The sequence below is a fragment of the Pseudomonas sp. HY2-MNA-CIBAN-0224 genome, from assembly GCF_040310285.1.
In the GTDB taxonomy this organism is placed as follows: Bacteria; Pseudomonadota; Gammaproteobacteria; order Pseudomonadales; family Pseudomonadaceae; genus Aquipseudomonas; species Aquipseudomonas helleri.
The window spans coordinates 56,540-79,457 of the sequence record NZ_JBEOPQ010000013.1 but is presented as its reverse complement, the minus strand read 5'-3'; the positions used below and the strand labels follow the sequence as shown (position 1 = coordinate 79,457).

20 protein-coding genes and 1 pseudogene are annotated in these 22,918 nt (G+C 55.6%); 15 read left to right on the top strand and 6 right to left on the bottom strand.

Annotated elements, in window-relative coordinates; all coding sequences use genetic code 11:
• Positions 1-115: 115 nt before the first annotated feature.
• The 5 genes and pseudogenes from AAEZ03_RS09250 to dnaA form a co-directional block, all read right to left on the bottom strand.
• Positions 116-1,207, bottom strand: a pseudogene (locus AAEZ03_RS09250) (IS3 family transposase); the annotation flags it as partial.
• 114 nt (positions 1,208-1,321) lie between these two features.
• Complete coding sequence (gene gyrB / locus AAEZ03_RS09245) at positions 1,322-3,739, bottom strand: DNA topoisomerase (ATP-hydrolyzing) subunit B (RefSeq protein ID WP_350577934.1); 2,418 nt, start codon at positions 3,737-3,739, stop codon at positions 1,322-1,324.
• A gap of 5 nt (positions 3,740-3,744) precedes the next feature.
• Positions 3,745-4,848: a DNA replication/repair protein RecF gene (gene recF / locus AAEZ03_RS09240; RefSeq protein WP_048373583.1), complete on the bottom strand. Its 1,104-nt coding sequence runs from the start codon at positions 4,846-4,848 to the stop codon at positions 3,745-3,747.
• A 21-nt stretch (positions 4,849-4,869) separates the two neighbouring features.
• On the bottom strand, positions 4,870-5,973 hold the full coding sequence (gene dnaN / locus AAEZ03_RS09235; RefSeq protein WP_048373581.1) for a DNA polymerase III subunit beta: 1,104 nt from the start codon (positions 5,971-5,973) through the stop codon (positions 4,870-4,872).
• Positions 5,974-6,011: 38 nt separating this feature from the next.
• Positions 6,012-7,529, bottom strand: coding sequence for a chromosomal replication initiator protein DnaA (dnaA, locus tag AAEZ03_RS09230; protein ID WP_048373579.1), 1,518 nt, complete (start codon positions 7,527-7,529; stop codon positions 6,012-6,014).
• A 563-nt stretch (positions 7,530-8,092) separates the two neighbouring features.
• Between dnaA and rpmH the strand changes: the two genes are divergently transcribed.
• The 5 genes from rpmH to mnmE all read left to right on the top strand — a co-directional run bounded on the left by rpmH (position 8,093) and on the right by mnmE (position 12,020).
• Positions 8,093-8,227 carry a 50S ribosomal protein L34 gene (gene rpmH, locus AAEZ03_RS09225; protein ID WP_003213577.1) on the top strand — a complete coding sequence of 45 codons (135 nt, stop codon included), beginning with the start codon at positions 8,093-8,095 and terminating at the stop codon, positions 8,225-8,227.
• A gap of 16 nt (positions 8,228-8,243) precedes the next feature.
• Complete coding sequence (gene rnpA / locus AAEZ03_RS09220; protein ID WP_206540848.1) at positions 8,244-8,645, top strand: ribonuclease P protein component; 402 nt, start codon at positions 8,244-8,246, stop codon at positions 8,643-8,645.
• A complete protein-coding gene (gene yidD, locus AAEZ03_RS09215; RefSeq protein ID WP_082148803.1) occupies positions 8,638-8,871 on the top strand; it encodes a membrane protein insertion efficiency factor YidD in 234 nt (77 codons plus the stop codon). The genes rnpA and yidD overlap by 8 nt, the downstream gene beginning before the upstream one ends.
• 13 nt (positions 8,872-8,884) lie before the next feature.
• Positions 8,885-10,570, top strand: a complete 1,686-nt coding sequence (yidC, locus tag AAEZ03_RS09210) for a membrane protein insertase YidC (RefSeq protein WP_048388195.1) — start codon at positions 8,885-8,887, stop codon at positions 10,568-10,570.
• 82 nt (positions 10,571-10,652) lie between these two features.
• The gene (gene mnmE / locus AAEZ03_RS09205; RefSeq protein ID WP_048388197.1) at positions 10,653-12,020 is read left to right on the top strand and encodes a tRNA uridine-5-carboxymethylaminomethyl(34) synthesis GTPase MnmE; all 1,368 of its coding nucleotides are present in this window, start codon (positions 10,653-10,655) and stop codon (positions 12,018-12,020) included.
• 302 nt (positions 12,021-12,322) lie between these two features.
• On the opposite strand, the gene AAEZ03_RS09200 is transcribed toward mnmE, so the two are convergent.
• Complete coding sequence (locus AAEZ03_RS09200) at positions 12,323-13,444, bottom strand: IS481 family transposase (protein WP_350577927.1); 1,122 nt, start codon at positions 13,442-13,444, stop codon at positions 12,323-12,325.
• Positions 13,445-13,665: 221 nt separating this feature from the next.
• Between AAEZ03_RS09200 and AAEZ03_RS09195 the strand changes: the two genes are divergently transcribed.
• The 10 genes from AAEZ03_RS09195 (at position 13,666) to AAEZ03_RS09150 (ending at position 22,908) form a co-directional block, all read left to right on the top strand.
• Positions 13,666-15,282 (top strand): ABC-F family ATP-binding cassette domain-containing protein, encoded by a 1,617-nt coding sequence (locus tag AAEZ03_RS09195; RefSeq protein ID WP_350577924.1) that lies wholly within the window; start codon positions 13,666-13,668, stop codon positions 15,280-15,282.
• Between the two features lie 505 nt (positions 15,283-15,787).
• Positions 15,788-17,680 carry a tRNA uridine-5-carboxymethylaminomethyl(34) synthesis enzyme MnmG gene (mnmG, locus tag AAEZ03_RS09190; RefSeq protein ID WP_123750926.1) on the top strand — a complete coding sequence of 631 codons (1,893 nt, stop codon included), beginning with the start codon at positions 15,788-15,790 and terminating at the stop codon, positions 17,678-17,680.
• On the top strand, positions 17,677-18,321 hold the full coding sequence (rsmG, locus tag AAEZ03_RS09185; RefSeq protein WP_048373571.1) for a 16S rRNA (guanine(527)-N(7))-methyltransferase RsmG: 645 nt from the start codon (positions 17,677-17,679) through the stop codon (positions 18,319-18,321). The genes mnmG and rsmG overlap by 4 nt, the downstream gene beginning before the upstream one ends.
• Before the next feature lie 18 nt (positions 18,322-18,339).
• Positions 18,340-19,131 carry a ParA family protein gene (locus tag AAEZ03_RS09180; protein WP_048373569.1) on the top strand — a complete coding sequence of 264 codons (792 nt, stop codon included), beginning with the start codon at positions 18,340-18,342 and terminating at the stop codon, positions 19,129-19,131.
• Positions 19,132-19,140: 9 nt separating this feature from the next.
• Positions 19,141-20,013, top strand: coding sequence for a ParB/RepB/Spo0J family partition protein (locus AAEZ03_RS09175; RefSeq protein ID WP_048373567.1), 873 nt, complete (start codon positions 19,141-19,143; stop codon positions 20,011-20,013).
• Between the two features lie 146 nt (positions 20,014-20,159).
• On the top strand, positions 20,160-20,567 hold the full coding sequence (locus AAEZ03_RS09170) for a F0F1 ATP synthase subunit I (protein ID WP_123750613.1): 408 nt from the start codon (positions 20,160-20,162) through the stop codon (positions 20,565-20,567).
• Between the two features lie 16 nt (positions 20,568-20,583).
• The gene (atpB, locus tag AAEZ03_RS09165) at positions 20,584-21,453 is read left to right on the top strand and encodes a F0F1 ATP synthase subunit A (protein WP_048373563.1); all 870 of its coding nucleotides are present in this window, start codon (positions 20,584-20,586) and stop codon (positions 21,451-21,453) included.
• A 120-nt stretch (positions 21,454-21,573) separates the two neighbouring features.
• Positions 21,574-21,831 carry a F0F1 ATP synthase subunit C gene (atpE, locus tag AAEZ03_RS09160; RefSeq protein WP_002555987.1) on the top strand — a complete coding sequence of 86 codons (258 nt, stop codon included), beginning with the start codon at positions 21,574-21,576 and terminating at the stop codon, positions 21,829-21,831.
• Between the two features lie 57 nt (positions 21,832-21,888).
• A complete protein-coding gene (locus tag AAEZ03_RS09155) occupies positions 21,889-22,359 on the top strand; it encodes a F0F1 ATP synthase subunit B (protein ID WP_048373561.1) in 471 nt (156 codons plus the stop codon).
• A gap of 12 nt (positions 22,360-22,371) precedes the next feature.
• The gene (locus AAEZ03_RS09150) at positions 22,372-22,908 is read left to right on the top strand and encodes a F0F1 ATP synthase subunit delta (RefSeq protein ID WP_048373558.1); all 537 of its coding nucleotides are present in this window, start codon (positions 22,372-22,374) and stop codon (positions 22,906-22,908) included.
• The last annotated feature ends 10 nt before the right edge of the window (positions 22,909-22,918 follow it).

Sequence of the window (22,918 nt, the reverse complement as noted above, 5' to 3'; positions counted from 1 at the left end):
CATCACTTTGGCCAACACGTGCGGCTAAATCTTGAACAGCACGGGTTGGTGTTCTCACACATGGCCGGACGAGTCCTCTGTCTAGTCTTGAAATAGGTTTACACCTGTTTCAGTCTAAAAACTCGGTCCTCAAAATACCATTCACTCTCTCAGCCATCGCGTTCCGATAGCAGTCATAACCGTCGGTCATTGAGCACCTGATCCCGACCTTGGCATGCAAACGCTGGTAAAGATCGGAGCAGTATTGGGCTCCGCGATCTGAGTGATGAATCAGTGGCTGCGTTGTTTTTCGCTCGCCAACGGCTTTGTGCAGTGCCTTGATCACAGACTCGGTATGCAGACTTTCATGTACATGATGACCAACGATCTTGCGTGAGTACGCGTCGGTTATCAGGCTGATGTAGGCCACACTTTCCTGTGTCGGCAGGTAGGTAATGTCTGCAACCCAAACTTGCTCGGGCCTGCTGGCTATAACCTGTTCAGGGCCTGCTTTGAGCAGGTGGGATGACGGCGGAAACGATGATGACTATGAGTGGTTTTATGATAAGCCCGCTTGCGAGGAACCAGTTCCCGCGCTTCTCGCAAGATGGCAAATAGCCGATCCCTGCCGACACAGGGATCCGACTCAGCCTCAGTGCTCATCAAGTAATGCAGCTTGCGCGCGCCTAGTCTGGGCTGGCGTCGACGCTTTTCCAGAACGAAGTCCACGACCTTTTGGTCTTGACAGACTCTCGCATCAAAAGCGCGATTGCGCTTGTAATACGCTTGGCGCGAAATTCCCATCAACAGGCAAGCCCTGGTGATGTTCAGGTCTTTGATTTGCCCTTGCGTGAGGACTTGCCGGGTCGCTTTTTTACGATGGAAACACCGTAGTCATTTTTCAGAACGTTCACGACAGCTTCAAAAACTGGGCCTTCTGATTGCTCAGCGCCAGTTGCTCTTCAAGCTCTTTAATACGCTGCTCGGGTGTCAGCGGGAGGGGTGGCTCGGCCATAAACCTGGTCCTCTGCTCTCGAATCGATGCACCTTGGCTCCAGTCCTGCCGACTATGCTTGCGTAACCAAACCAGCACCGTTGACCGGCCCTGGATGCCATAGCGCCGTTGGGCTTCTTTATAACCCAACTCGCCTTTTTCAACTTGATCTACGACCGACAATTTAAAAGCTAGCGTGTAGTCGCGCTGACTGCGCCTTTTGCCCGAACCCATTGAATCCTCCTGAAGATAGGTCAGAAGGTGTAAACCTTATTCAGGACGGGACACGAACAATAAAAAAAGGCCAACGCTAAAACGTTGGCCTTTTTTATGTTGCGCGTTACACCATCAGAAGTCCAGATTGGACACGGCCAGTGCGTTGCTCTCGATGAAGTCACGGCGGGGTTCTACCGCGTCGCCCATCAAGGTGTTGAAGATCTGATCGGCGCCGATCGCGTCTTCAATGGTGACTTTCAGCATGCGGCGCACGCTTGGGTCCATGGTGGTTTCCCAGAGTTGGTCCGGGTTCATTTCGCCCAGCCCTTTGTAGCGCTGGATGGTGTGGCGCTTGGTGCTTTCGGCCATCAGCCAGTCCAGAGCCTCTTTGAACTCGGTGACTTGTTTGCGACGCTCGCCACGCTGGATGTAAGCACCATCGTCGAGCAGGGTGCTCAACTGGGCGCCCAGGGTCACAACGGTTTTGTAGTCGTTGCTGCCAAAGAAGTCGCGGTTGAAGGTGATGAAGGTCGAGTGGCCGTGGGAGATCAGCTCGACTTCTGGCAACCAGACATTACGCTCGCGGTCTTCACGCAGGCTAGCTTTGTACACCAGGCCAGACTTCTCAACCAGACGCAGACGCTCTTCGAACTTGGCCATCCAGGCTTGCATGGCAGCATGGTCGCCCAACTGCTCAAGGGTGACGGCAGGCAGGTAGATGAAGTGCTCGGTCAGTTCTTGCGGGTACAGGCGCGACAGACGCTTGAGGGTCTTCATAACCATGCGGAAGTCGTACACCAGACGTTCCAGCGCTTCACCGGAGATGCCAGGGGCGTCTTCGTTGAGGTGCAGGCTGGCGTCTTCAAGAGCCGACTGGGTCATGTATTCTTCCATGGCGTCGTCGTCTTTGATGTACTGCTCTTGTTTGCCCTTTTTCACTTTGTACAACGGCGGCTGAGCGATGTAGATGTAGCCACGCTCGATCAGCTCCGGCAACTGACGGAAGAAGAAGGTCAGCAGCAGGGTACGGATGTGCGAACCGTCGACGTCAGCATCGGTCATGATGATGATGTTGTGATAGCGCAGTTTGTCGATGTTGTACTCTTCACGACCAATGCCGCAGCCCAGTGCGGTGATCAAGGTGCCGACTTCTTGCGAAGAGATCATCTTGTCGAAACGGGCTTTCTCGACGTTAAGGATTTTACCCTTCAACGGCAGGATGGCTTGGGTGCGGCGGTTACGTCCCTGCTTGGCGGAGCCGCCAGCAGAGTCACCTTCCACGAGGTACAGCTCGGACAATGCCGGGTCTTTTTCCTGGCAGTCGGCCAGTTTGCCCGGCAAGCCTGCGATGTCCAGCGCGCCTTTACGGCGGGTCATCTCACGGGCTTTACGCGCCGCTTCACGGGCACGCGCTGCGTCGATCATTTTGCCGACGATCAGCTTGGCTTCGTTCGGGTTTTCCAGCAGGAAGTCGGAGAAGAACTTGCCCATTTCCTGTTCAACTGCGGTCTTCACTTCAGAAGACACCAGCTTGTCTTTGGTCTGGGAGCTGAACTTGGGGTCCGGAACCTTCACCGAGATAATCGCGGTCAGGCCTTCACGGGCGTCGTCACCGGTGGTGGCGACCTTGTGCTTCTTGGCCAGGCCTTCAGCTTCGATGTAGGTGTTGAGGTTACGCGTCAGGGCAGAGCGGAAGCCCACCAGGTGCGTACCGCCATCGCGCTGCGGAATGTTGTTGGTGAAGCACAACAGGTTCTCGTTGAAGCTGTCGTTCCACTGCAAGGCGACTTCTACGCCAATGCCATCTTCGCGCTGGACATTGAAGTGGAAGACCTGGTTAACCGTGGTTTTGTTGGTGTTCAGGTAGTCAACAAACGCACGCAGACCGCCTTCGTACTTGAACAGCTCTTCTTTGCCGGAGCGCTCGTCCTTGAGGACGATACCCACGCCGGAGTTCAGGAAGGACAGTTCACGAATACGCTTGGCCAGGATGTCCCAGCTGAAGTGAATGTTCTTGAAGGTCTCGGCAGACGGTTTGAAGTGAATCTGAGTACCGGTGGTGTCGCTTTCGCCAACGATGGCCATCGGTGCCTGAGGCACGCCGTGGACATAAGTCTGTTCCCAGATTTTGCCGCTGCGACGTACTGTCAGTACCAGCAATTCGGACAGGGCGTTTACTACCGACACACCTACACCGTGCAAGCCGCCGGATACTTTATAGGAGTTGTCATCGAACTTACCGCCGGCGTGCAGCACGGTCATGATGACCTCGGCTGCCGATACGCCTTCTTCTTTATGCACATCAACCGGGATGCCGCGGCCGTTATCGCGCACGGTAATGGACTCATCCGGGTGGATGATGATGGTGATGTCGTCGCAATGGCCAGCCAGCGCTTCGTCGATGGAGTTGTCGACGACTTCGAACACCATGTGGTGCAGGCCGCTGCCATCGTCAGTATCACCAATGTACATACCGGGACGTTTGCGTACGGCATCCAGGCCTTTCAGCACTTTAATGCTCGTTGAGTCGTACGTATTTTCTTCGCTCAATGCCTTCACTCCCGATGGTCGTGGGTCTGGGTGATACAGCCCTGTTCCACGTGGAACAGGGCAACTGGCGTTTCCGTCTGCCAGCCTTCCCTCATAAATTCGTGGTCTACACAGGTGATAAAAACCTGGCAGCGTAAGTCTTCCAACAAGCGACACAGTGCGTTGCGATGCTGCTCATCCAGTTCGGACGGCAAGTCATCCACCAGATAAATACATTGGCCACGCCGGGCCTGGCTCACCAAATGCCCTTGAGCAATGCGCAATGCACAGACCACTAACTTCTGCTGACCACGTGACAGAATGTCTGCCGCGTTATTGGCACCTAGCTTGAGGCGCAAATCAGCTCGTTGTGGCCCGGCCTGGGTATGCCCCATTTGCTGGTCCCGGTGGACAGACGCAGCGAGTACAGCACTCAGCTCTCGGTCTTTGTCCCAGCCACGGTAATAACTCAGCGTTAAGCCTTCGAGTTCAAGCAACTCACTTAAGGTCTGCTCAAAGACAGGTTTCAAGGCCTTGATGTAAGCGCGGCGGTATTCATCAATTTCAGCACTGGCCAGACACAGTTCCCGGTCCCAGGCCGCTTGTGAAACGGCGTCGAGTGTACCATGCCGCAGCCATGAGTTCCGCTGCCGCAGGGCCTTCTGTAGCCGCTGCCAGGTCGACATAAAGCGCGGCTCCACATGGAACACCCCCCAGTCGAGAAACTGCCTACGGATCTTTGGGGCGCCTTCCAGTAGACGGAAGCTGTCAGGGTTGATCAATTGCAGGGGCAGGATCTCCGCCAGCTGCGCGGCACTGCGCGCATTTTGACCGTCGATCCGAATCTGGAACTCCCCATTTCGGTCCCGCGAAATACCCAACGCACTGTGCCCGCCTTCGGCCAGTTCGACCTGGCCAAACACGGTGCAGCTTTGCAGTTCATGCTGAATGACCGGCGTTAGCCGGGTACTGCGAAACGAACGGGCAAGCCCCAGTAAATGGACTGCTTCCAGCACGCTGGTTTTTCCGCTGCCGTTGGCGCCATACAGGATATTGATGCGGGGGGAGGGGGAGAAGGTCACCGGGTGCAGGTTACGCACACCGGTGACAGAGACGCGACTAAGGGACATCTAGCGTGGGCTGTGCATAAGTTACAGGCGCATCGGCATAACAACGTAGGCCGAGTCGTCGTTGTCCGACTCTTGCACCAGGGCGCTGCTGTTGGAGTCCGACAGGATCAAACGCACTTGTTCAGTGGTCATCACGCCCAGCACGTCCAGCAGGTAGCTCACGTTGAAACCGATTTCGAGCGAGCCTCCGTTGTAATCAACGCCCACTTCTTCTTCCGCTTCTTCCTGCTCCGGGTTGTTGGCCTGGATCTTCAATTGGCCATTAGCCAGTTGCAGACGAATACCGCGGTACTTCTCGTTGGACAGAATGGCGGTACGGCTGAACGCTTCACGCAGGGCCTGACGGTCACCGATCACCACCTTGTCACCGCCTTTAGGCAGTACACGCTCGTAATCCGGGAACTTGCCGTCTACCAGCTTGGAGGTAAAGGTGAACTCGCCGGTGGTCGCACGGATGTGGTGTGCGCCCAACACGATGCTGACTTCGCCGTCCGGCTCGGTCAGCAAACGCGCCATTTCGAGGATGCCTTTACGCGGCACGATCACTTGATGGCGGTCTGGCTGGCCGATGTCGGCTTTCATTGAGCACATGGCCAGACGGTGACCGTCGGTAGCCACTGCGCGAATGATGCCGGCCGAAACTTCCAGCAACATGCCGTTGAGGTAGTAACGAACGTCCTGCTGGGCCATGGCGAAGCTGGTGCGCTCGATCAGGCGGCGCAGCTTGCTTTGCTGCAGGCTGCAGGTCAGCGAGCCCGGGCCTTCTTCAACGGTCGGGAAGTCATTGGCAGGCAAGGTGGACAGGGTAAAACGGCTACGGCCCGCTTTAACCACCAGCTTTTGATCGTCGAGCTTGATGTCGATCAGGGCGTCGTTGGGCAAGCTTTTGCAGATGTCCATCAGCTTGCGCGCAGGCACGGTGATCTCGCCGGGTTCAGCCGGCTCTTCGAGCTGAACGCGACCGACCAGTTCGACCTCAAGGTCGGTACCGGTCAGCGACAATTGCTGGCCTTCGACAACCAACAGCACGTTGGACAATACCGGCAAGGTCTGGCGGCGTTCTACAACGCCCGCGACCAGTTGCAGGGGTTTCAACAAGGCTTCGCGTTGAATGGTGAAATGCATGGTCTAGTCCCTTGCCTTAATAAGCTGCGTTGGTGTCATCAGGTTGTCAGGGTTCGCAGCAGGTTCTTGTAGTCCTCGCGGATGTCCGCGTCGGATTCCTTGAGTTCGTTGATCTTGCGGCATGCGTGCAAGACCGTGGTGTGGTCGCGACCACCAAACACATCGCCGATTTCCGGCAGGCTGTGGTTGGTCAGCTCTTTGGACAGTGCCATGGCCACTTGGCGAGGGCGGGCCACCGAGCGTGAGCGACGCTTGGACAGCAAGTCCGAAATTTTGATCTTGTAGTACTCAGCCACAGTACGCTGAATGTTATCCACAGAGACCAGTTTGTCTTGCAGCGCCAGCAAGTCTTTAAGGGACTCGCGAATCAGCTCGATGGTGATGTCGCGGCCCATAAAGTGCGAGTGGGCAATAACCCGCTTGAGCGCGCCTTCGAGCTCACGCACATTGGAACGAATGCGTTGGGCAATAAAGAAGGCAGCATCGTGGGGCAGGTCGACCTTGGCCTGGTCTGCCTTTTTCATCAGGATCGCGACGCGCGTTTCAAGCTCTGGTGGCTCAACGGCCACGGTCAAACCCCAGCCGAAGCGGGATTTGAGACGCTCTTCGAGCCCTTCGATCTCTTTAGGGTAGCGGTCGCTGGTCAGAATCACTTGCTGACCGCCTTCAAGCAAGGCGTTGAAGGTGTGGAAGAACTCTTCCTGAGAACGCTCTTTGCGTGCAAAGAATTGAATGTCATCGATGAGCAGGGCGTCGACCGAACGGTAGAAGCGCTTGAACTCATTGATAGCGTTGAGCTGCAGGGCCTTGACCATGTCGGCTACAAAACGCTCGGAATGCAGGTACACCACCTTGGCATTCGGGTTCTTCTTCAGCAGGTGGTTGCCCACCGCGTGCATCAAGTGCGTTTTACCCAGACCAACGCCGCCATAAAGGAAGAGCGGGTTGTAGCCATGCTTGGGGTTGTCGGCCACTTGCCACGCCGCCGCACGGGCCAGTTGGTTGGACTTGCCCTCGACGAAGTTTTCAAAGGTGAACGTGCGGTTCAGGTAGCTGGTGTGCTTGAGCGCGCCCTCAACCTGGACGGTGCGCTGTTCGGCACGGGCTGGCGCCTGTTGCGAACTGGCACCCGCCATCGGGTCGAAGCTGTCACGCGAAGGCTCTTCGCTCGCCTGGTCCGCCTGTTTAGGCGCTGGCGCCGGTGCGGGCGTGGCACTTGCCGGTGCGCTGGGTGCTGGCGCAGGCGCGGCTTGCTGTTGCGAAGCCGCTGCGGCCAATGGCGCATTCGGCGCAGCACGAGGTGCCGAGCTGCGTTTGCTGCCTATTAATAAGGACAGCGCAGGCGCCATGCCATTGCTGTGCTCGTTCAGCAGTTCAAGCAAACGGCTCAGGTACTTCTCGTTAACCCAGTCGAGCACAAAACGATTAGGCGCATACACGCGCAACTCGTCGCCTTCGGCTTCGACCTGTAGTGGACGGATCCAGGTGTTGAATTGCTGGGCAGGCAGCTCATCGCGCAAAAGCTCTACGCACTGCTGCCAAAGTTCCACTGACACGGATATCCCCTAAGTTGAAAGCCGGTGAGGCAAAAACAGGCGCCATTGTAGCGACCACTCGCCCACTTATCCACATGTAGGTTGCCTGCCTATAAGGAGAACGAGGTCTTTTTACTGTTAACAAAGCGACCAATGGTATGTGCATAAGGTCTGTGGATAAGCGGGTCTAAGCTCGTTGCACAAGTGGGGGTGAAACACTGTGCATAACTGGCCTGTGGATAAAGAGGCCTTTCGTACACAGCTTATCCGAGGTCGCAGCACAGGCAGAGCACGGCTTCTCGACAGTGTTGTCATTCTCTGTAGGCCATGATTTTTAAGGGCTGCATCGAGTTATCCACAGATAAGTGGCTCACTAAAGTTAATAAGTTCTTTAAAAAAGCTTTAAATACGCTGTCTTTTTATTTTTATGACTGGCTGAACAAATGCGTGTGCACAACCGCTGGTATCTATTTAGCTGTCAACGTTGGTTGGAAATTGACCTATGGGCCTGCATTCACTAGAATCGCCGGTCTCTTAAAACGGGGGCCATTCCGGCCCGTTGTGGACGAACCAGGTAGCACGACATGAAACGTACTTTCCAACCAAGCACTATCAAACGCGCCCGCACTCACGGTTTCCGTGCTCGCATGGCTACTAAAAACGGCCGTGCAGTCCTGTCGCGTCGCCGCGCCAAAGGCCGTGCGCGTCTGGCAGTTTGATAATCAGACAATGGTGGTGAGTCAGGACTTCAGTCGGGAAAAGCGGTTACTCACTCCCCGACACTTCAAGGCAGTCTTTGACTCCCCCACCGGCAAGGTTCCGGGGAAAAATCTCCTGCTCCTTGCGCGCAGCAACGATCTTGATCACCCCCGTTTGGGGTTAGTGATCGGGAAAAAGAGCGTAAAGCTCTCCGTTCAGCGCAATCGCCTTAAGCGTTTGATGCGTGAATCGTTTCGTCTCCACCAGGATCTACTGGTTGGTTGGGATATCGTTATCGTCGCGCGCAAAGGTTTGGGTGACGTAGAGAACCCCGAATTGATTCAGCATTTCGGCAAACTGTGGAAACGTCTGGCCCGTAACACGCCAGCTCCATCTGTTAAAACCGAAACTGTAGGGGTAGGCAGTCCTGATGCGTAAACTGGCGCTCGTTCCGATCCAGTTTTACCGTTATGCCATTAGTCCTTTGATGGCAAATCACTGCCGTTTCTACCCCAGTTGTTCCTGCTACGCGTTGGAAGCCATAGAAACTCATGGCGTTCTTCGCGGCGGCTGGCTGACCTTTCGTCGTTTAGGTCGCTGTCACCCGTGGAATCCCGGTGGTTACGACCCGGTTCCACCTATCCCTACCTCCCGTTCTTCTTGATGGCCGAGTAATCATGGATATTAAACGCACGATCCTGATCGTCGCTCTCGCAGTCGTGTCCTACGTTATGGTTCTGAAATGGAACCAGGATTACGGCCAAGCTGCCCTGCCGACTCAGAATGTTGCCGCCAGCAGTAATACCGCGCAGGGTTTGCCTGACTCGGTGCCAGGTAACAACGCTTCGAACAGTGCCGATGTACCCAGTGCCAATGCCGATACCAGCACACCGACAGAAACGCCGGTGGCTGCAAGCAAAGACCTGATTCACGTCAAAACCGACGTACTGGATATTGCAATCGATCCACAAGGTGGTGACGTTGCCCAACTGCGTCTGCCGCTTTATCCACGTCGCCAGGACCACCCGGATGTGCCTTTCCAGCTGTTCGATAACGGCGGCGAGCGTACTTATCTGGCACAAAGTGGCCTGACTGGCGTTGACGGCCCGGATGCACGTGCCGCCGGTCGCCCGGTTTTCAGTGTGGATAAAAAGACCTATGAACTGGCTCCTGGCCAGGATCAATTGGTTGTTGACCTGAAATTCAGCGAAGACGGCGTTAACTACATCAAGCGTTTCACGTTCAAACGTGGCCTGTACGATGTTCAAGTCAGCTATTTGATTGATAACGAGAGCGGCAAGCCGTGGACCGGCAACCTGTTCGCACAATTGAAACGCGACGCCAGCTCTGATCCTTCTTCCAGCACCGCCACCGGTACTGCCACTTACCTGGGCGCTGCCCTGTGGACAAGTGCAGAACCGTACAAAAAAGTGTCGATGAAAGATATCGACAAGGGTTCGCTGAAAGAAACCGTTCAAGGTGGCTGGGTTGCATGGCTGCAGCACTACTTTGTAACCGCGTGGATCCCTCAGAAAGGCGATAACAACGTCGTTCAGACCCGCAAAGACAATCAAGGCAACTACATCATCGGTTTCACTGGCCCGACCTTGACGGTTGAGCCGGGCAAAACAGGTGAAACCAGCGCTACCTTGTACGCAGGTCCAAAGAGCCAGGGCGTACTCAAAGAGTTGTCCCCAGGCCTGGAGCTGACAGTCGACTACGGCATTCTGTGGTTCATTGCCCAGCCAATCTTCTGGCTGCTGCAACATATCCACAGCCTGGTGGGTAACTGGGGTTGGTCGATTATCTTCCTGACCATGCTGATCAAAGGGATCTTCTTCCCGCTGTCGGCCGCCAGCTACAAATCGATGGCTCGCATGCGCGCTGTGGCACCAAAACTGGCCGCTCTGAAAGAGCAGTTCGGTGATGATCGCCAGAAAATGTCGCAAGCGATGATGGAGCTGTACAAGAAAGAGAAGATCAATCCACTGGGCGGCTGCTTGCCGATCCTGGTGCAGATGCCGGTGTTCCTGTCCTTGTACTGGGTACTTCTGGAAAGTGTTGAAATGCGTCAGGCGCCTTTCATGCTCTGGATTACCGACTTGTCGATTAAAGACCCGTTCTTCATTCTGCCGATCATCATGGGCGCAACCATGTTCATCCAGCAGCGTCTGAACCCGACACCTCCGGATCCGATGCAGGCCAAGGTGATGAAGCTGATGCCAATCATCTTCACCTTCTTCTTCCTGTGGTTCCCGGCTGGTCTGGTGCTGTACTGGGTTGTGAACAACTGCCTGTCCATCGCTCAACAGTGGTACATCACACGTAAGATCGAAGCCGCTACCAAAAAAGCAGCTGCTTAACTTACTCTGTTGATCACCACTCAAAACGCCCCCTAGTGGGGCGTTTTGCTATCTGTCACTTTTGTTTTTGAGGCCTGTTTTTATGAGTGTTCCGGCACAAACCATTGCTGCTGTGGCAACCGCCCAAGGCCGAGGTGGTGTGGGGATCGTGCGTGTTTCCGGGCCACTCGCCCGGGCGGCGGCGCAAGCGTTCACTGAGCGCGAACTGAAACCGCGCTACGCCCATTACGGACCGTTTTATGGTGAAAACGGTGAAGTCCTGGATGAAGGCATTGCGCTGTATTTCCCGGGCCCGAACTCGTTCACCGGCGAAGATGTGCTGGAATTGCAAGGTCACGGCGGGCCGATCGTGCTCGATATGCTGCTGCAACGCTGCATCGAGCTGGGTTGCCGTTTGGCACGACCAGGCGAATTCAGTGAGCGCGCTTTTTTAAACGACAAGCTCGATCTGGCTCAGGCCGAGGCCATTGCCGACCTCATTGAAGCCAGTTCTGCACAGGCTGCGCGCAACGCATTACGGTCTTTGCAGGGGGCTTTCTCACACCGTGTGCATAACTTGACTGAGCAGCTCATCAGTTTGCGCATCTACGTCGAGGCTGCGATTGATTTCCCGGAAGAAGAAATCGACTTTCTGGCCGATGGCCACGTATTGCGCATGCTCGATAAAGTCCGCGAAGAGTTATCCACCGTTAAGCGCGAAGCCGGTCAGGGCGCCTTGCTGCGCGATGGCATGACGGTGGTGATTGCCGGTCGGCCCAATGCGGGCAAGTCCAGTTTGCTCAACGCGCTGGCCGGCCGTGAAGCAGCCATTGTGACGGAGATCGCCGGTACCACCCGCGACGTGCTGCGTGAACATATCCACATCGACGGCATGCCCCTGCATGTGGTGGATACAGCAGGACTGCGGGATACCGAAGATCAGGTCGAGAAAATCGGCGTGCAGCGAGCCCTCAAAGCCATTGGTGAGGCGGATCGCGTGTTGCTGGTGGTGGATGCGACGGCACCGGAAGCGGATGACCCCTTCGCGTTGTGGCCCGAGTTTTTGGAGCAGCGCCCGGACCCGGCCAAAGTCACCTTGATTCGTAACAAGGCGGACCTCAGCGGTGAAGCGGTGAGCCTTGAAGTGAGCGCCGATGGCCATGTCACGATCAGCCTCAGCGCCCGATCGACGGACGGTCTGGATTTGCTGCGTGAGCACCTCAAGGCCTGCATGGGCTACGAGCAAACCTCTGAAAGCAGCTTCAGCGCACGTCGCCGTCACCTGGAGGCGTTGCAGCACGCCAGCGATGCCCTTGAGCATGGCCGGGCACAGCTGACGCTGGCGGGCGCCGGTGAGTTGCTGGCCGAAGATTTGCGCATGGCGCAGCAATCGCTGGGCGAAATTACCGGGGCATTCAGCTCGGATGATCTGCTGGGGCGGATCTTCTCCAGCTTCTGTATCGGTAAATAATGCCCGGCAACCCGTAGGAGTTGCCGCCCCGTCTTCGACGCCGCGCTGTCGCGCATCAAACAGGACAGCGAATATCGTCAGCATCCCCCAATTGGTTCCCTCTCCTTCGGGAGAGGGCTAGGGAGAGGGGGGCTCTTAGATCAAGATCAAAAGATCGCGAGCAAGCTCGCTCCTACAAGGCCTTTAGAATCAATCACTTACTTTATTTTTGATAAGAGCGAGCTTGCCTCGCGATCTTTTGATCTGTTTGTAGAGACCGGACACATGGTTGACACATGTGCGGGGACATAGTGGACACATTATCAACCGTAGTCCGGTTTGTTCACGTCGATAGTTCGCAAAAAGTGATGGCAGAAGTAGACGTCAAACAGTTGATCGCTTTCTGGGTTTGGGCGTATAGCAATATGCTGCCCAACCAAACCCTTGGCGATGCTGAAATAACGTTTCTGGAAGCGAAACCGACTGTGGTAAACCTTGGCCAATACGTCATCCGATCCGTATTCAAACTCCGATAGCTGCTGCGGATATGCCCAGGGACTAGACCGGTACCGGTCCATTGGCACCTGATAGTCCAATCCTTGATGGGGGCGCTGTAGGTTGTAAATTTCACGCCACCGGTCGAAAGCCGTTTGAGCGTCAGTCAACGTAGAAAAATGCCGACCATTGAGCACTTCGGCTTTCAGTGAACGATGGAAACGCTCAATTTTCCCATTGGTTTGCGGGTGATAAGGGCGGCTGAAACTTATCCGGATGCCTAGGCGGATTAGCCAGATACTCAACTCTGTGATCTCGCCGGGATTACGCGGTGAGCCCCAAGGCGGGCCATTATCGACGTTGATGCGGGCTGGCAAACCGTAAGTTCGGAAAACCTCGATCATCTTCTTCTGCACCGTGTCCCCACGCTCGTTATCACAAGCTTGTATAGCCAAGTTGAATCGGGAATGGTCGTCCAGCAGCGTTAGGGGATGGCATCGGCCTTGTTGCATCGCAAAGTGTCCTTTGAAATCCATCTGCCAAAGGTCGTTAGGCGCAGCATGTTCAAACCTCAGCTTGGCCGGTGGCTCCTTGTCAGAAGGCTGAATCAGGCCGTGCCGATGCAGGATGTTAGTGACGGTGCTGGGGGCGATACGATTTTTCAACAGGCTGCTGATTGTGCGTCCGCCCCATGCAGGGTTGTCTTGTCTAATCGCCAAGACCTCAGACTCCAAACCGGCCTGAGTCAGTTTCGGACTCGTATTAGGCCTGCGGGACTTCTCCTCTAAGCCCGGTTTACCTTGGGCTTTGTAGCGTTCTAGCCACTTATAAGCTGTTTGCGGGCTGATACCGAATCGTCGGCACAGCTCGCGTTTATTGCTGCCGGGTTGCCGTGCTAAAGCAACGAACTCTTCTTTCAGGCTCATGGCGTCTCTCGTATTCCAAGGCATGATGGTTCTCCGGCGAAATTAGCTCACCGAAAAGTGTCCACCATGTCTCCGTACACCCGTCAACCATGTGTCCGGTCTCTACAGATCTGTTAAAAGGTCACGAGACAAGTTCGTCTCCTACAGGTATTAGTCCAATGCGCCATTGATGCCGCCGCAAATGTTGCGGCCAGTTCTTGATTCCCCTGCAACAGGGGGTAGATCTGTGCATCTCTGGAGTGCGTATGACCCACGCGACCTGTGTAACGCTGGAAGGCGTTTCTTATCAGCTGCCCGATGGCAGCCCGCTGTTTTCTGATCTCAACTTGCATCTCGATCAACGCCACACCGGCCTGGTGGGGCGTAATGGTGTGGGTAAAAGTGTATTGGCCCATCTGATTGCCGGGGATATTGCTCCTACCGCAGGGCGCTGTCTGCGCACCGGGAAGGTGTATTACCTGGCGCAGCACATCAACCATGCCCCCGGGCAGACGGTCGCTGATCTGGCCGGTGTGCAACCCATCATCAACGCGCTGGAACGCATCGAGCAAGGCAGTACCGCACCAGCCGACTTTGACGCGGTGGGCGAGCAGTGGAACATTCGCCAGCAGTTACTCGACCAACTGGCCCGCAACAACCTCGGGCACCTCACGCCTTTAACCCCGACCTCGCAGCTCAGTGGCGGCGAAGCCATGCGTGTCGCGCTGATGGGGGCGTTTATGTCAGATGCCGAGCTGCTGATTCTGGATGAGCCGACCAATCATCTAGACCGTGAGCAGCGATTGGCACTGCAGGCGCAACTCAGCCATTGGCCCAAGGCGTTGCTGGTGATCAGCCATGACCGCGAGTTGCTGGAGACGATGACGCGCATCCTCGAACTCTCAGCCCTGGGGCTGGCCAGCTACGGCGGGGGTTATTCGTTTTATGCACAGGCCAAAGCCCAGAAGCAATCGGCCGCCGAACAGCAACTGGCCCACGCCAAACTGGAACGAAATAGACAAGAACAACGGTTGCGCGAGCAGGCTGAACAGCTTGAACGCAGGCAGGCACGGGGTAGCAAGTCTGCCAGTAGCCGTAATCAGGCGAAGATTTTGCTGGGCCGGCAAAAGGAGCGCAGCCAAAACAGCAGCGGCAAATGGCAGCAACATCAGCAAGCCGCGCGCGAGGCGTTGTCGGTGCGCGTCCGGCAAGCTGCCAGCCAGGTTGAAAGGCAGCAGGCGGTGTTTGTCTATGCCCCCACAACGAGCCAGCACAGCGCTTCCCACATCACCGAGCTGGTTGATGCACGCTTGCCGTATGGCTTCGAACCGTTGCGCACACTCAGCCTTACGCTCAGTCGGGGCCAGCGGGTGGCCTTGCTCGGTCCCAATGGCTGCGGTAAATCAACGGTACTCAAGGTGTTGGCGGGGCAAGTACCGATCCCGGCTGGGCAGGCGGGTGTCCATGTGAAAACAGCTTATCTTGATCAACACTTGGCCATGCTGAACCTTGAATGTTCGGTGCTGGAGCAATTGCAGGCACTCAATCGGCAACTCACGGAGAGTGAATTGCGTACCCGGCTGGCGCAATTAGGGCTCGGCGCCGAGCAGGTGAATCGCCCCTGTGCACAACTCAGTGGCGGTGAACGGCTGAAGGCGGCAATGGCCTGTGTGTTCTATGCCGAGCAACCTGCGCAGTTGTTGTTGCTCGATGAACCCGCCAATCACATCGATCTGACGTCCTTGCTGGCGCTGGGAAGCATGCTCAATCAGTACACCGGCACGTTGGTTGTGACCTCACACGACCAGAGATTTCTCGACGCGATTGGAATAACCCACAGGCTCATCGCGAGTGCCAACGGCTGGTTGATCGCCGCTGTTTGAGCGCTGCATAAGCTGCCGTTCATCACCTTTATCCCTTTTTAAGCTGCTGGCCGTTGGATGACGTGCTCATCCAGGCGGCTTTCGGCCGCCTTTTTGTTGGCCTGATAGAGGGAATTTCGTCGGATAAGCTCTGTGCATAACTGGCCTTTAGCTCAGTGGGTAAGTGGGCTTGAAAACTGAAGATAAACCCCTCTGTGGATAACGTTATCATTTACCCACAGGCTTAACGCACTTATTCACGCCCCTCATGGCCACATGACCACAGACTTTTGAATCTCTGTACAGTACGTAAAATAAGGCTCTTAGTAATCTATCCACAGAAATGTGCCGCTATAGAAATAAACATAAAAACAAAGCTTTAATAAATTTCTTCTTTATTTATTTTTCTATCTTGCCTTATCCACAAGCTGGTTAAATTTTGTGCAAAGGGTTCTTTAAGGAAGGCGAAGTCCCTATACTTCGCGGTCTATCCAAAAAACCCCTAGTAACAGGCACGAGGTGCGTGGTGAATTTCCCTTCCCGTTTTGCAGTGATCGTCATCGGTGGCGGTCACGCCGGAACCGAGGCTGCACTTGCTTCAGCACGCATGGGTGTAAAAACCCTGCTGTTGACCCACAACGTGGAAACCCTCGGGCATATGAGCTGCAACCCTGCGATCGGCGGGATTGGTAAAAGCCATCTGGTTAAAGAAATCGATGCCCTCGGCGGCGCGATGGCGACCGCAACGGATAAAAGCGGTATCCAGTTCCGTGTACTCAATGGCCGTAAAGGCCCGGCCGTGCGGGCAACGCGAGCACAGGCAGACCGCGCTATTTACAAGTCGGTAGTACGCGAAATTCTGGAAAACCAACCGAACCTGTGGATATTTCAACAAGCAGCGGATGACCTGATTGTTGAAAACGATCAAGTACGCGGTGTTGTGACCCAGATGGGCCTGCGTTTTCTGGCTGACTCGGTGGTTTTGACCACCGGTACGTTCCTGGGTGGACTTATCCACATCGGTTTGCAGAATTACTCGGGCGGACGCGCCGGTGATCCACCTTCGATAGCCCTGGCACACCGTCTGCGTGAACTGCCTTTGCGTGTCGGTCGCCTGAAAACCGGCACCCCGCCACGCATTGATGGCCGTTCGGTTGATTTCTCGGTAATGACGGAACAACCGGGTGATACGCCGATCCCGGTCATGTCGTTCATGGGCAACAAGGAACAGCACCCGACTCAAGTCAGCTGCTGGATCACTCATACCAATGCGCGCACCCACGAAATCATTGCGTCCAACCTCGATCGTTCGCCGATGTACTCAGGTGTGATTGAAGGGATTGGCCCGCGTTACTGCCCGTCGATTGAAGACAAGATTCATCGTTTTGCTGACAAGGAAAGCCATCAGGTGTTTATCGAACCGGAAGGTTTGAACACCCATGAGCTGTATCCGAACGGCATTTCGACCTCGTTGCCTTTTGATGTTCAGTTGCAACTCGTGCAGTCGATCCGCGGTATGGAAAATGCCCACATCGTGCGACCTGGCTATGCCATCGAATATGATTATTTCGACCCGCGCGACCTGAAATACAGCCTCGAAACCAAGGTGATCGGCGGTTTGTTCTTTGCCGGGCAAATCAACGGCACCACCGGTTACGAAGAAGCGGGGGCACAAGGTTTGCTCGCCGGAACCAACGCAGCCTTGCTCGCACAGGGCAAAGACACCTGGTGCCCGCGTCGCGATGAAGCCTACATCGGTGTATTGGTTGATGACCTGATTACCCTGGGGACTCAAGAACCGTACCGAATGTTTACTTCCCGCGCCGAATACCGCCTCATCCTGCGTGAAGACAACGCCGATATGCGCCTGACAGAAAAAGGTCGCGAGCTCGGTTTGGTCGATGACGCCCGTTGGGCGGCGTTCTGCACCAAGCGCGAAAGCATTGCCCTGGAAGAACAACGTCTGAAAAGCACTTGGGTTCGCCCGGGGACTGAGCAAGGTGAAGCGATTGCGGCCAAATTTGGCACACCGTTGACCCATGAATACAATTTGCTCAGTTTGCTGACTCGTCCGGAAATCGACTACGCCGGTCTGGTCGAAGTGACCGGCGAAGGGGCTAGCGACCCGCTGGTCGCTGAACAGGTTGAGATCAAAACCAAGTACGCGGGCTACATCGACCGTCAACAGGACGAGATTGCACGTCTTCGCGCCAGTGAAAATATCAAATTGCCTGTGGATATCGATTACACGACCATTTCCGGGTTGTCCAAAGAGATCCAGAGCAAGCTCGGTGCAACACGCCCCGAGACGCTGGGCCAGGCATCGCGGGTACCCGGTGTGACGCCGGCGGCGATTTCCCTGTTGATGATTCACCTGAAAAAACGCGGCGCTGGCCGCAAGTTGGAGCAAAACGCTTGAGTTCGCTGGTGACCGCACAACACGCTGAAGAGTTATCAACAGGTGCACGCCAACTGGGCGTCGCTTTGACCCAAACCCAGCATGACCTGCTGCTGGGCTATCTGGCCCTGTTGATAAAATGGAACAAGGCCTACAACCTCACGGCTGTGCGTAACCCGGACGAGATGGTTTCGCGTCATTTGCTCGACAGCCTGAGCGTGATGCCGTTTATCGAAAACGGCCGTTGGCTGGACGTGGGCAGCGGCGGCGGGATGCCAGGTATCCCGTTGGCGATCCTGTTTCCTGAGTCGCAAGTGACTTGCCTGGACAGCAACGGCAAGAAAACCCGCTTTCTGACCCAGGTCAAACTGGAGCTCAAGCTGGACAACCTGCAAGTTATCCACAGCCGTGTTGAAGAGTTCCAGCCTGAGCAGGCGTTCAATGGAATTGTTTCCAGGGCTTTCAGCAGCATGGAGAACTTCACCAACTGGACGCGGCACCTGGGCAACAGCGAAACACGCTGGTTGGCAATGAAGGGCGTTCATCCGGCCGATGAGCTGGTAGCATTGCCGTCTGATTTTCGTCTAGATAGCGAACACGCCTTGACCGTACCGGGTTGCCAAGGCCAACGCCATCTGCTGATACTGCGCCGAACGGCATGATTGGGAACGCAAGCAAGAATGGCTAAGGTATTCGCAATAGCGAACCAAAAAGGTGGTGTGGGTAAAACCACCACCTGTATCAACCTCGCAGCATCGCTGGTCGCGACCAAGCGGCGCGTCCTGTTGATCGACCTTGATCCACAAGGCAACGCCACCATGGGCAGCGGTGTGGATAAACATGGTCTTGAGAATTCGGTCTACGACCTGTTGATCGGTGAATGCGACCTGGCCCAGGCCATGCACATCTCCGAACACGGTGGTTACCAGCTGTTGCCGGCCAACCGTGACCTGACAGCAGCCGAAGTCGTACTGCTCGAAATGCAGATGAAAGAAAGCCGTCTGCGTACAGCGCTGGCGCCGGTGCGTGAAAGCTACGATTACATCCTGATCGACTGCCCGCCGTCGTTGTCGATGCTGACCTTGAACGCCCTGGTGGCAGCCGATGGGGTGATTATCCCCATGCAGTGCGAGTACTTCGCCCTCGAAGGCTTGAGCGACCTTGTGGATAACATCAAGCGCATCGCCGAGTTGCTTAACCCGAACCTGAAAATCGAAGGCCTGCTGCGGACTATGTACGACCCGCGCCTGAGCCTGATGAACGATGTGTCGGCCCAGCTCAAAGAGCACTTCGGCGAGCAGCTGTACGACACGGTGATTCCGCGAAACATCCGTCTGGCCGAGGCACCGAGTTACGGCATGCCTGCATTGGCCTATGATAAAAACTCCCGTGGCGCGATTGCTTACCTTGCCCTGGCCGGCGAGCTGGTTCGTCGTCAACGTCGCACCTCCCGCACTGCTCAGCCAACTTAAGGATATTCCATGGCCGTCAAGAAACGAGGTCTAGGACGTGGACTGGATGCACTCCTGAGTGGTCCTACGGTCAGCTCGCTGGAGGAGCAGGCCGTCAAGGTCGATCAAAGCGAACTGCAGCATTTGCCCCTGGACCTGATCCAGCGCGGCAAATATCAGCCTCGTCGCGACATGGACCCGCAAGCGCTCGAAGAACTGGCGAACTCGATCAAGACCCAGGGCGTAATGCAGCCGATCGTGGTGCGTCCGATCGCTGGCGACCGTTTTGAGATCATCGCCGGTGAACGTCGCTGGCGCGCCAGCCAACAGGCCGGTAAAGACACCATCCCGGCGATGGTGCGTGATGTGCCGGATGAAACCGCTATCGCGATGGCGCTGATTGAGAACATTCAGCGTGAAGACCTGAATCCGATCGAAGAAGCGATTGCCTTGCAACGCTTGCAGCAAGAGTTTCAGCTGACTCAACAACAAGTGGCCGACGCTGTGGGTAAGTCCCGGGTGTCTGTGGCTAACTTGTTGCGACTGATTTCATTGCCCGAAGTGATCAAAACCATGCTGTCCCATGGCGACCTCGAAATGGGCCATGCACGGGCATTGCTCGGTTTGCCGGACAACAAGCAGGTTGAGGGGGCGCGACACGTTGTCGCACGTGGCCTGACCGTACGCCAGACCGAAGCCTTGGTTCGTCAGTGGTTGAGCGGTAAACAAGAGCCTGCTGAACCGGTTAAAGCCGATCCCGATATCACTCGCCTGGAGCAGCGTCTGGCCGAGCGCCTAGGCTCTGCGGTGCAGATCCGCCACGGAAAGAAGGGAAAAGGCCAATTAGTGATTGGTTACAACTCCCTTGATGAGCTTCAAGGAGTGCTTGCTCACATCCGCTGAAACATTTCCTGTGTAGCGCGCAGTCGGAAATCACTACCTGACAGTTGAATAGGGGCTTCAGCGCCCCTATACTCTGCGCGCATTTTGTCGGCACAAATTATGCCAAGTTTTAGCTTTTGGCAGCCGACCATTGAGGAGCAGTTGTGATGGAGACACGCACGCCAAACCGCTTGCCATTCCATCGCTTGGCGGTTTTTCCGGTTTTGCTGGCTCAATTTGTCGTTTTATTGCTGGCTGCTCTGGGGCTCTGGCAATGGCAGGGAGTTGTAGCCGGATACTCAGGACTCTGCGGAGGCCTGATCGCTTTGCTACCCAATGTGTACTTTGCTCACAGAGCTTTCCGGTTTACCGGCGCTCGAGCAGCGCAAGCCATCGTCCGGTCGTTTTACGCTGGCGAGGCGGGCAAATTAATTTTGACGGCAGTGCTGTTCGCGCTGACGTTTGCAGGTGTGAAGCCATTGGCGCCGCTAGCTGTATTCGGCGTCTTCGTGTTGACCCAATTGGTCAGCTGGTTCGCTCCCCTGCTAATGAGAACAACACTTTCGAGACCTTAGGGCGTTTGAGGCAACCATGGCAGAAACAACCGCTTCGGGCTATATCCAGCACCACTTACAGAACCTGACCTTCGGGCAGCTACCTGATGGCGGCTGGGGCTTTGCTCACACCGTTGCAGAAGCTAAAGCAATGGGCTTTTGGTCATTCCACGTCGATACCCTCGGCTGGTCTGTATTCGTAGGCTTGCTGTTTATCTTCATTTTCCGCATGGCGGCCAAGAAGGCAACTTCCGGTCAACCAGGCGCACTGCAGAACTTCGTTGAAGTGCTGGTGGAATTCGTTGATGGCAGCGTAAAAGACAGCTTCCATGGCCGTAGCGCCGTGATTGCTCCGCTGGCGCTGACCATTTTCGTCTGGGTATTCCTGATGAACGTCATCGACCTGATCCCGGTTGACTGGATTCCTCAGTTGGCCATCCTGATCACTGGCGATGAGCACTTCCCGTTCCGTGCCGTACCGACGACCGATCCTAACGCTACCCTGGGCATGGCCCTGTCGGTATTCGCGTTGATCATCTTCTACAGCATCAAAATCAAGGGCATCGGCGGTTTTATCGGCGAACTGACCCTGCACCCGTTCGGCAGCAAGAACATCCTGGTTCAAGCGCTGCTGATTCCGGTGAACTTCCTGCTCGAATTCGTGACGCTGGTTGCCAAGCCAATCTCGCTGGCACTGCGTCTGTTCGGCAACATGTACGCTGGCGAACTGGTATTTATCCTGATCGCCGTAATGTTCGGCAGCGGCCTGCTTTGGCTTAGCGGTCTGGGCGTGGTGCTGCAATGGGCGTGGGCTGTATTCCACATCCTGATCATCACCTTGCAAGCGTTCATCTTCATGATGTTGACCATCGTTTACTTGTCGATGGCGCACGAAGAGAACCACTAAGACCCGTTTCGGCGAGTCTGGTGCCCCTCCCGTTCCGGCGGGAGGGTGTAGCAAATTGATTTTGTTTTACCGCTTTAATCTAAAAACCTAAACCATACGACGTAAAAGTCGGGAGGAAAGATGGAAACTGTAGTTGGTCTAACCGCTATCGCTGTTGCACTGTTGATCGGCCTGGGTGCACTGGGTACCGCAATTGGTTTCGGCCTGTTGGGCGGCAAGTTCCTGGAAGGCGCTGCGCGTCAACCAGAAATGGTTCCAATGCTGCAAGTTAAAATGTTCATCGTTGCCGGTCTGCTCGACGCCGTAACCATGATCGGTGTTGGTATCGCACTGTTCTTCACTTTCGCGAACCCTTTCGTTGGTCAACTCGCTGGCTAATCACTCGAATTTTCGAGTTGATTAGAGTGATGGACAACGAACGAGCGAGGTGTTGGCGTGAACATTAATGCAACCCTGATTGGCCAGTCCGTTGCGTTCTTCATTTTTGTACTGTTTTGCATGAAGTTCGTGTGGCCTCCGGTCATCGCGGCATTGCAAGAACGTCAGAAGAAGATTGCGGCTGGACTGGACGCTGCTAACCGAGCAGCTCGTGACCTGGAGTTGGCCCAAGATAAAGCGGGTCAACAACTGCGCGAAGCTAAGGCTCAAGCAGCTGAAATCATTGAGCAAGCCAAGAAACGCGGTACTCAGATCGTAGACGAAGCCCGTGAACAGGCTCGCGTTGAAGCTGACCGTGTGAAGGCTCAGGCTCAGGCCGAGATCGAACAGGAACTGAACAGCGTCAAAGACGCCCTGCGCGCCCAATTGGGTGGCTTGGCTGTTGAAGGCGCAGAGAAGATCCTGGGTGCCACAATCGATCAAAACGCGCACGCGGAGCTGGTTAATAAACTGGCTGCTGAAATTTAAGCGAGGGCGATCATGGCAGAATTGACCACGTTGGCCCGACCTTACGCTAAGGCAGCCTTCGAGCACGCCCAGGCCCACCAGCAACTGGCCTCTTGGTCAGCCATGCTCGGCCTGGCTGCAGCGGTGTCGCAAGACGACACGATGCAGCGCGTGCTCAAGGCCCCGCGACTGACGAGCGCAGAAAAGGCCGCCACGTTTATTGACGTGTGCGGCGACAAGTTTGATGTGAAAGTGCAGAACTTCATCCACGTCGTTGCAGAAAACGACCGTCTCCTGCTTTTGCCGGAGATCGCCGCTCTGTTTGACCTGTACAAGGCCGAGCAAGAGAAGTCGGTAGATGTTGAAGTGACCAGTGCTTTCGCATTGAACCAAGAACAGCAAGACAAACTCGCCAAGGTTCTCAGTGCACGACTCGACCGGGAAGTGCGCCTGCAAGTTGCGGAAGACAAGTCCCTCATTGGGGGCATTGTCATTCGCGCCGGCGACCTGGTTATCGATGGCTCGATTCGCGGCAAACTCGCGAATCTTGCCGAAGCATTGAAATCTTGAGTTTGAAGGG

Coding starts and splice junctions, on each gene's coding strand:
- recF (WP_048373583.1), bottom strand. CDS start 4,848: ATGTCCCTTAGTCGCGTCTCTGTCACCGGTGTGCGTAACCTGCACCCG.
- yidD (WP_082148803.1), top strand. CDS start 8,638: ATGCGTAAACTGGCGCTCGTTCCGATCCAGTTTTACCGTTATGCCATT.
- dnaN (WP_048373581.1), bottom strand. CDS start 5,973: ATGCATTTCACCATTCAACGCGAAGCCTTGTTGAAACCCCTGCAACTG.
- yidC (WP_048388195.1), top strand. CDS start 8,885: ATGGATATTAAACGCACGATCCTGATCGTCGCTCTCGCAGTCGTGTCC.
- mnmE (WP_048388197.1), top strand. CDS start 10,653: ATGAGTGTTCCGGCACAAACCATTGCTGCTGTGGCAACCGCCCAAGGC.
- AAEZ03_RS09195 (WP_350577924.1), top strand. CDS start 13,666: ATGACCCACGCGACCTGTGTAACGCTGGAAGGCGTTTCTTATCAGCTG.
- AAEZ03_RS09180 (WP_048373569.1), top strand. CDS start 18,340: ATGGCTAAGGTATTCGCAATAGCGAACCAAAAAGGTGGTGTGGGTAAA.
- atpB (WP_048373563.1), top strand. CDS start 20,584: ATGGCAGAAACAACCGCTTCGGGCTATATCCAGCACCACTTACAGAAC.
- rpmH (WP_003213577.1), top strand. CDS start 8,093: ATGAAACGTACTTTCCAACCAAGCACTATCAAACGCGCCCGCACTCAC.
- AAEZ03_RS09200 (WP_350577927.1), bottom strand. CDS start 13,444: ATGCCTTGGAATACGAGAGACGCCATGAGCCTGAAAGAAGAGTTCGTT.
- AAEZ03_RS09150 (WP_048373558.1), top strand. CDS start 22,372: ATGGCAGAATTGACCACGTTGGCCCGACCTTACGCTAAGGCAGCCTTC.
- AAEZ03_RS09170 (WP_123750613.1), top strand. CDS start 20,160: ATGGAGACACGCACGCCAAACCGCTTGCCATTCCATCGCTTGGCGGTT.
- atpE (WP_002555987.1), top strand. CDS start 21,574: ATGGAAACTGTAGTTGGTCTAACCGCTATCGCTGTTGCACTGTTGATC.
- AAEZ03_RS09175 (WP_048373567.1), top strand. CDS start 19,141: ATGGCCGTCAAGAAACGAGGTCTAGGACGTGGACTGGATGCACTCCTG.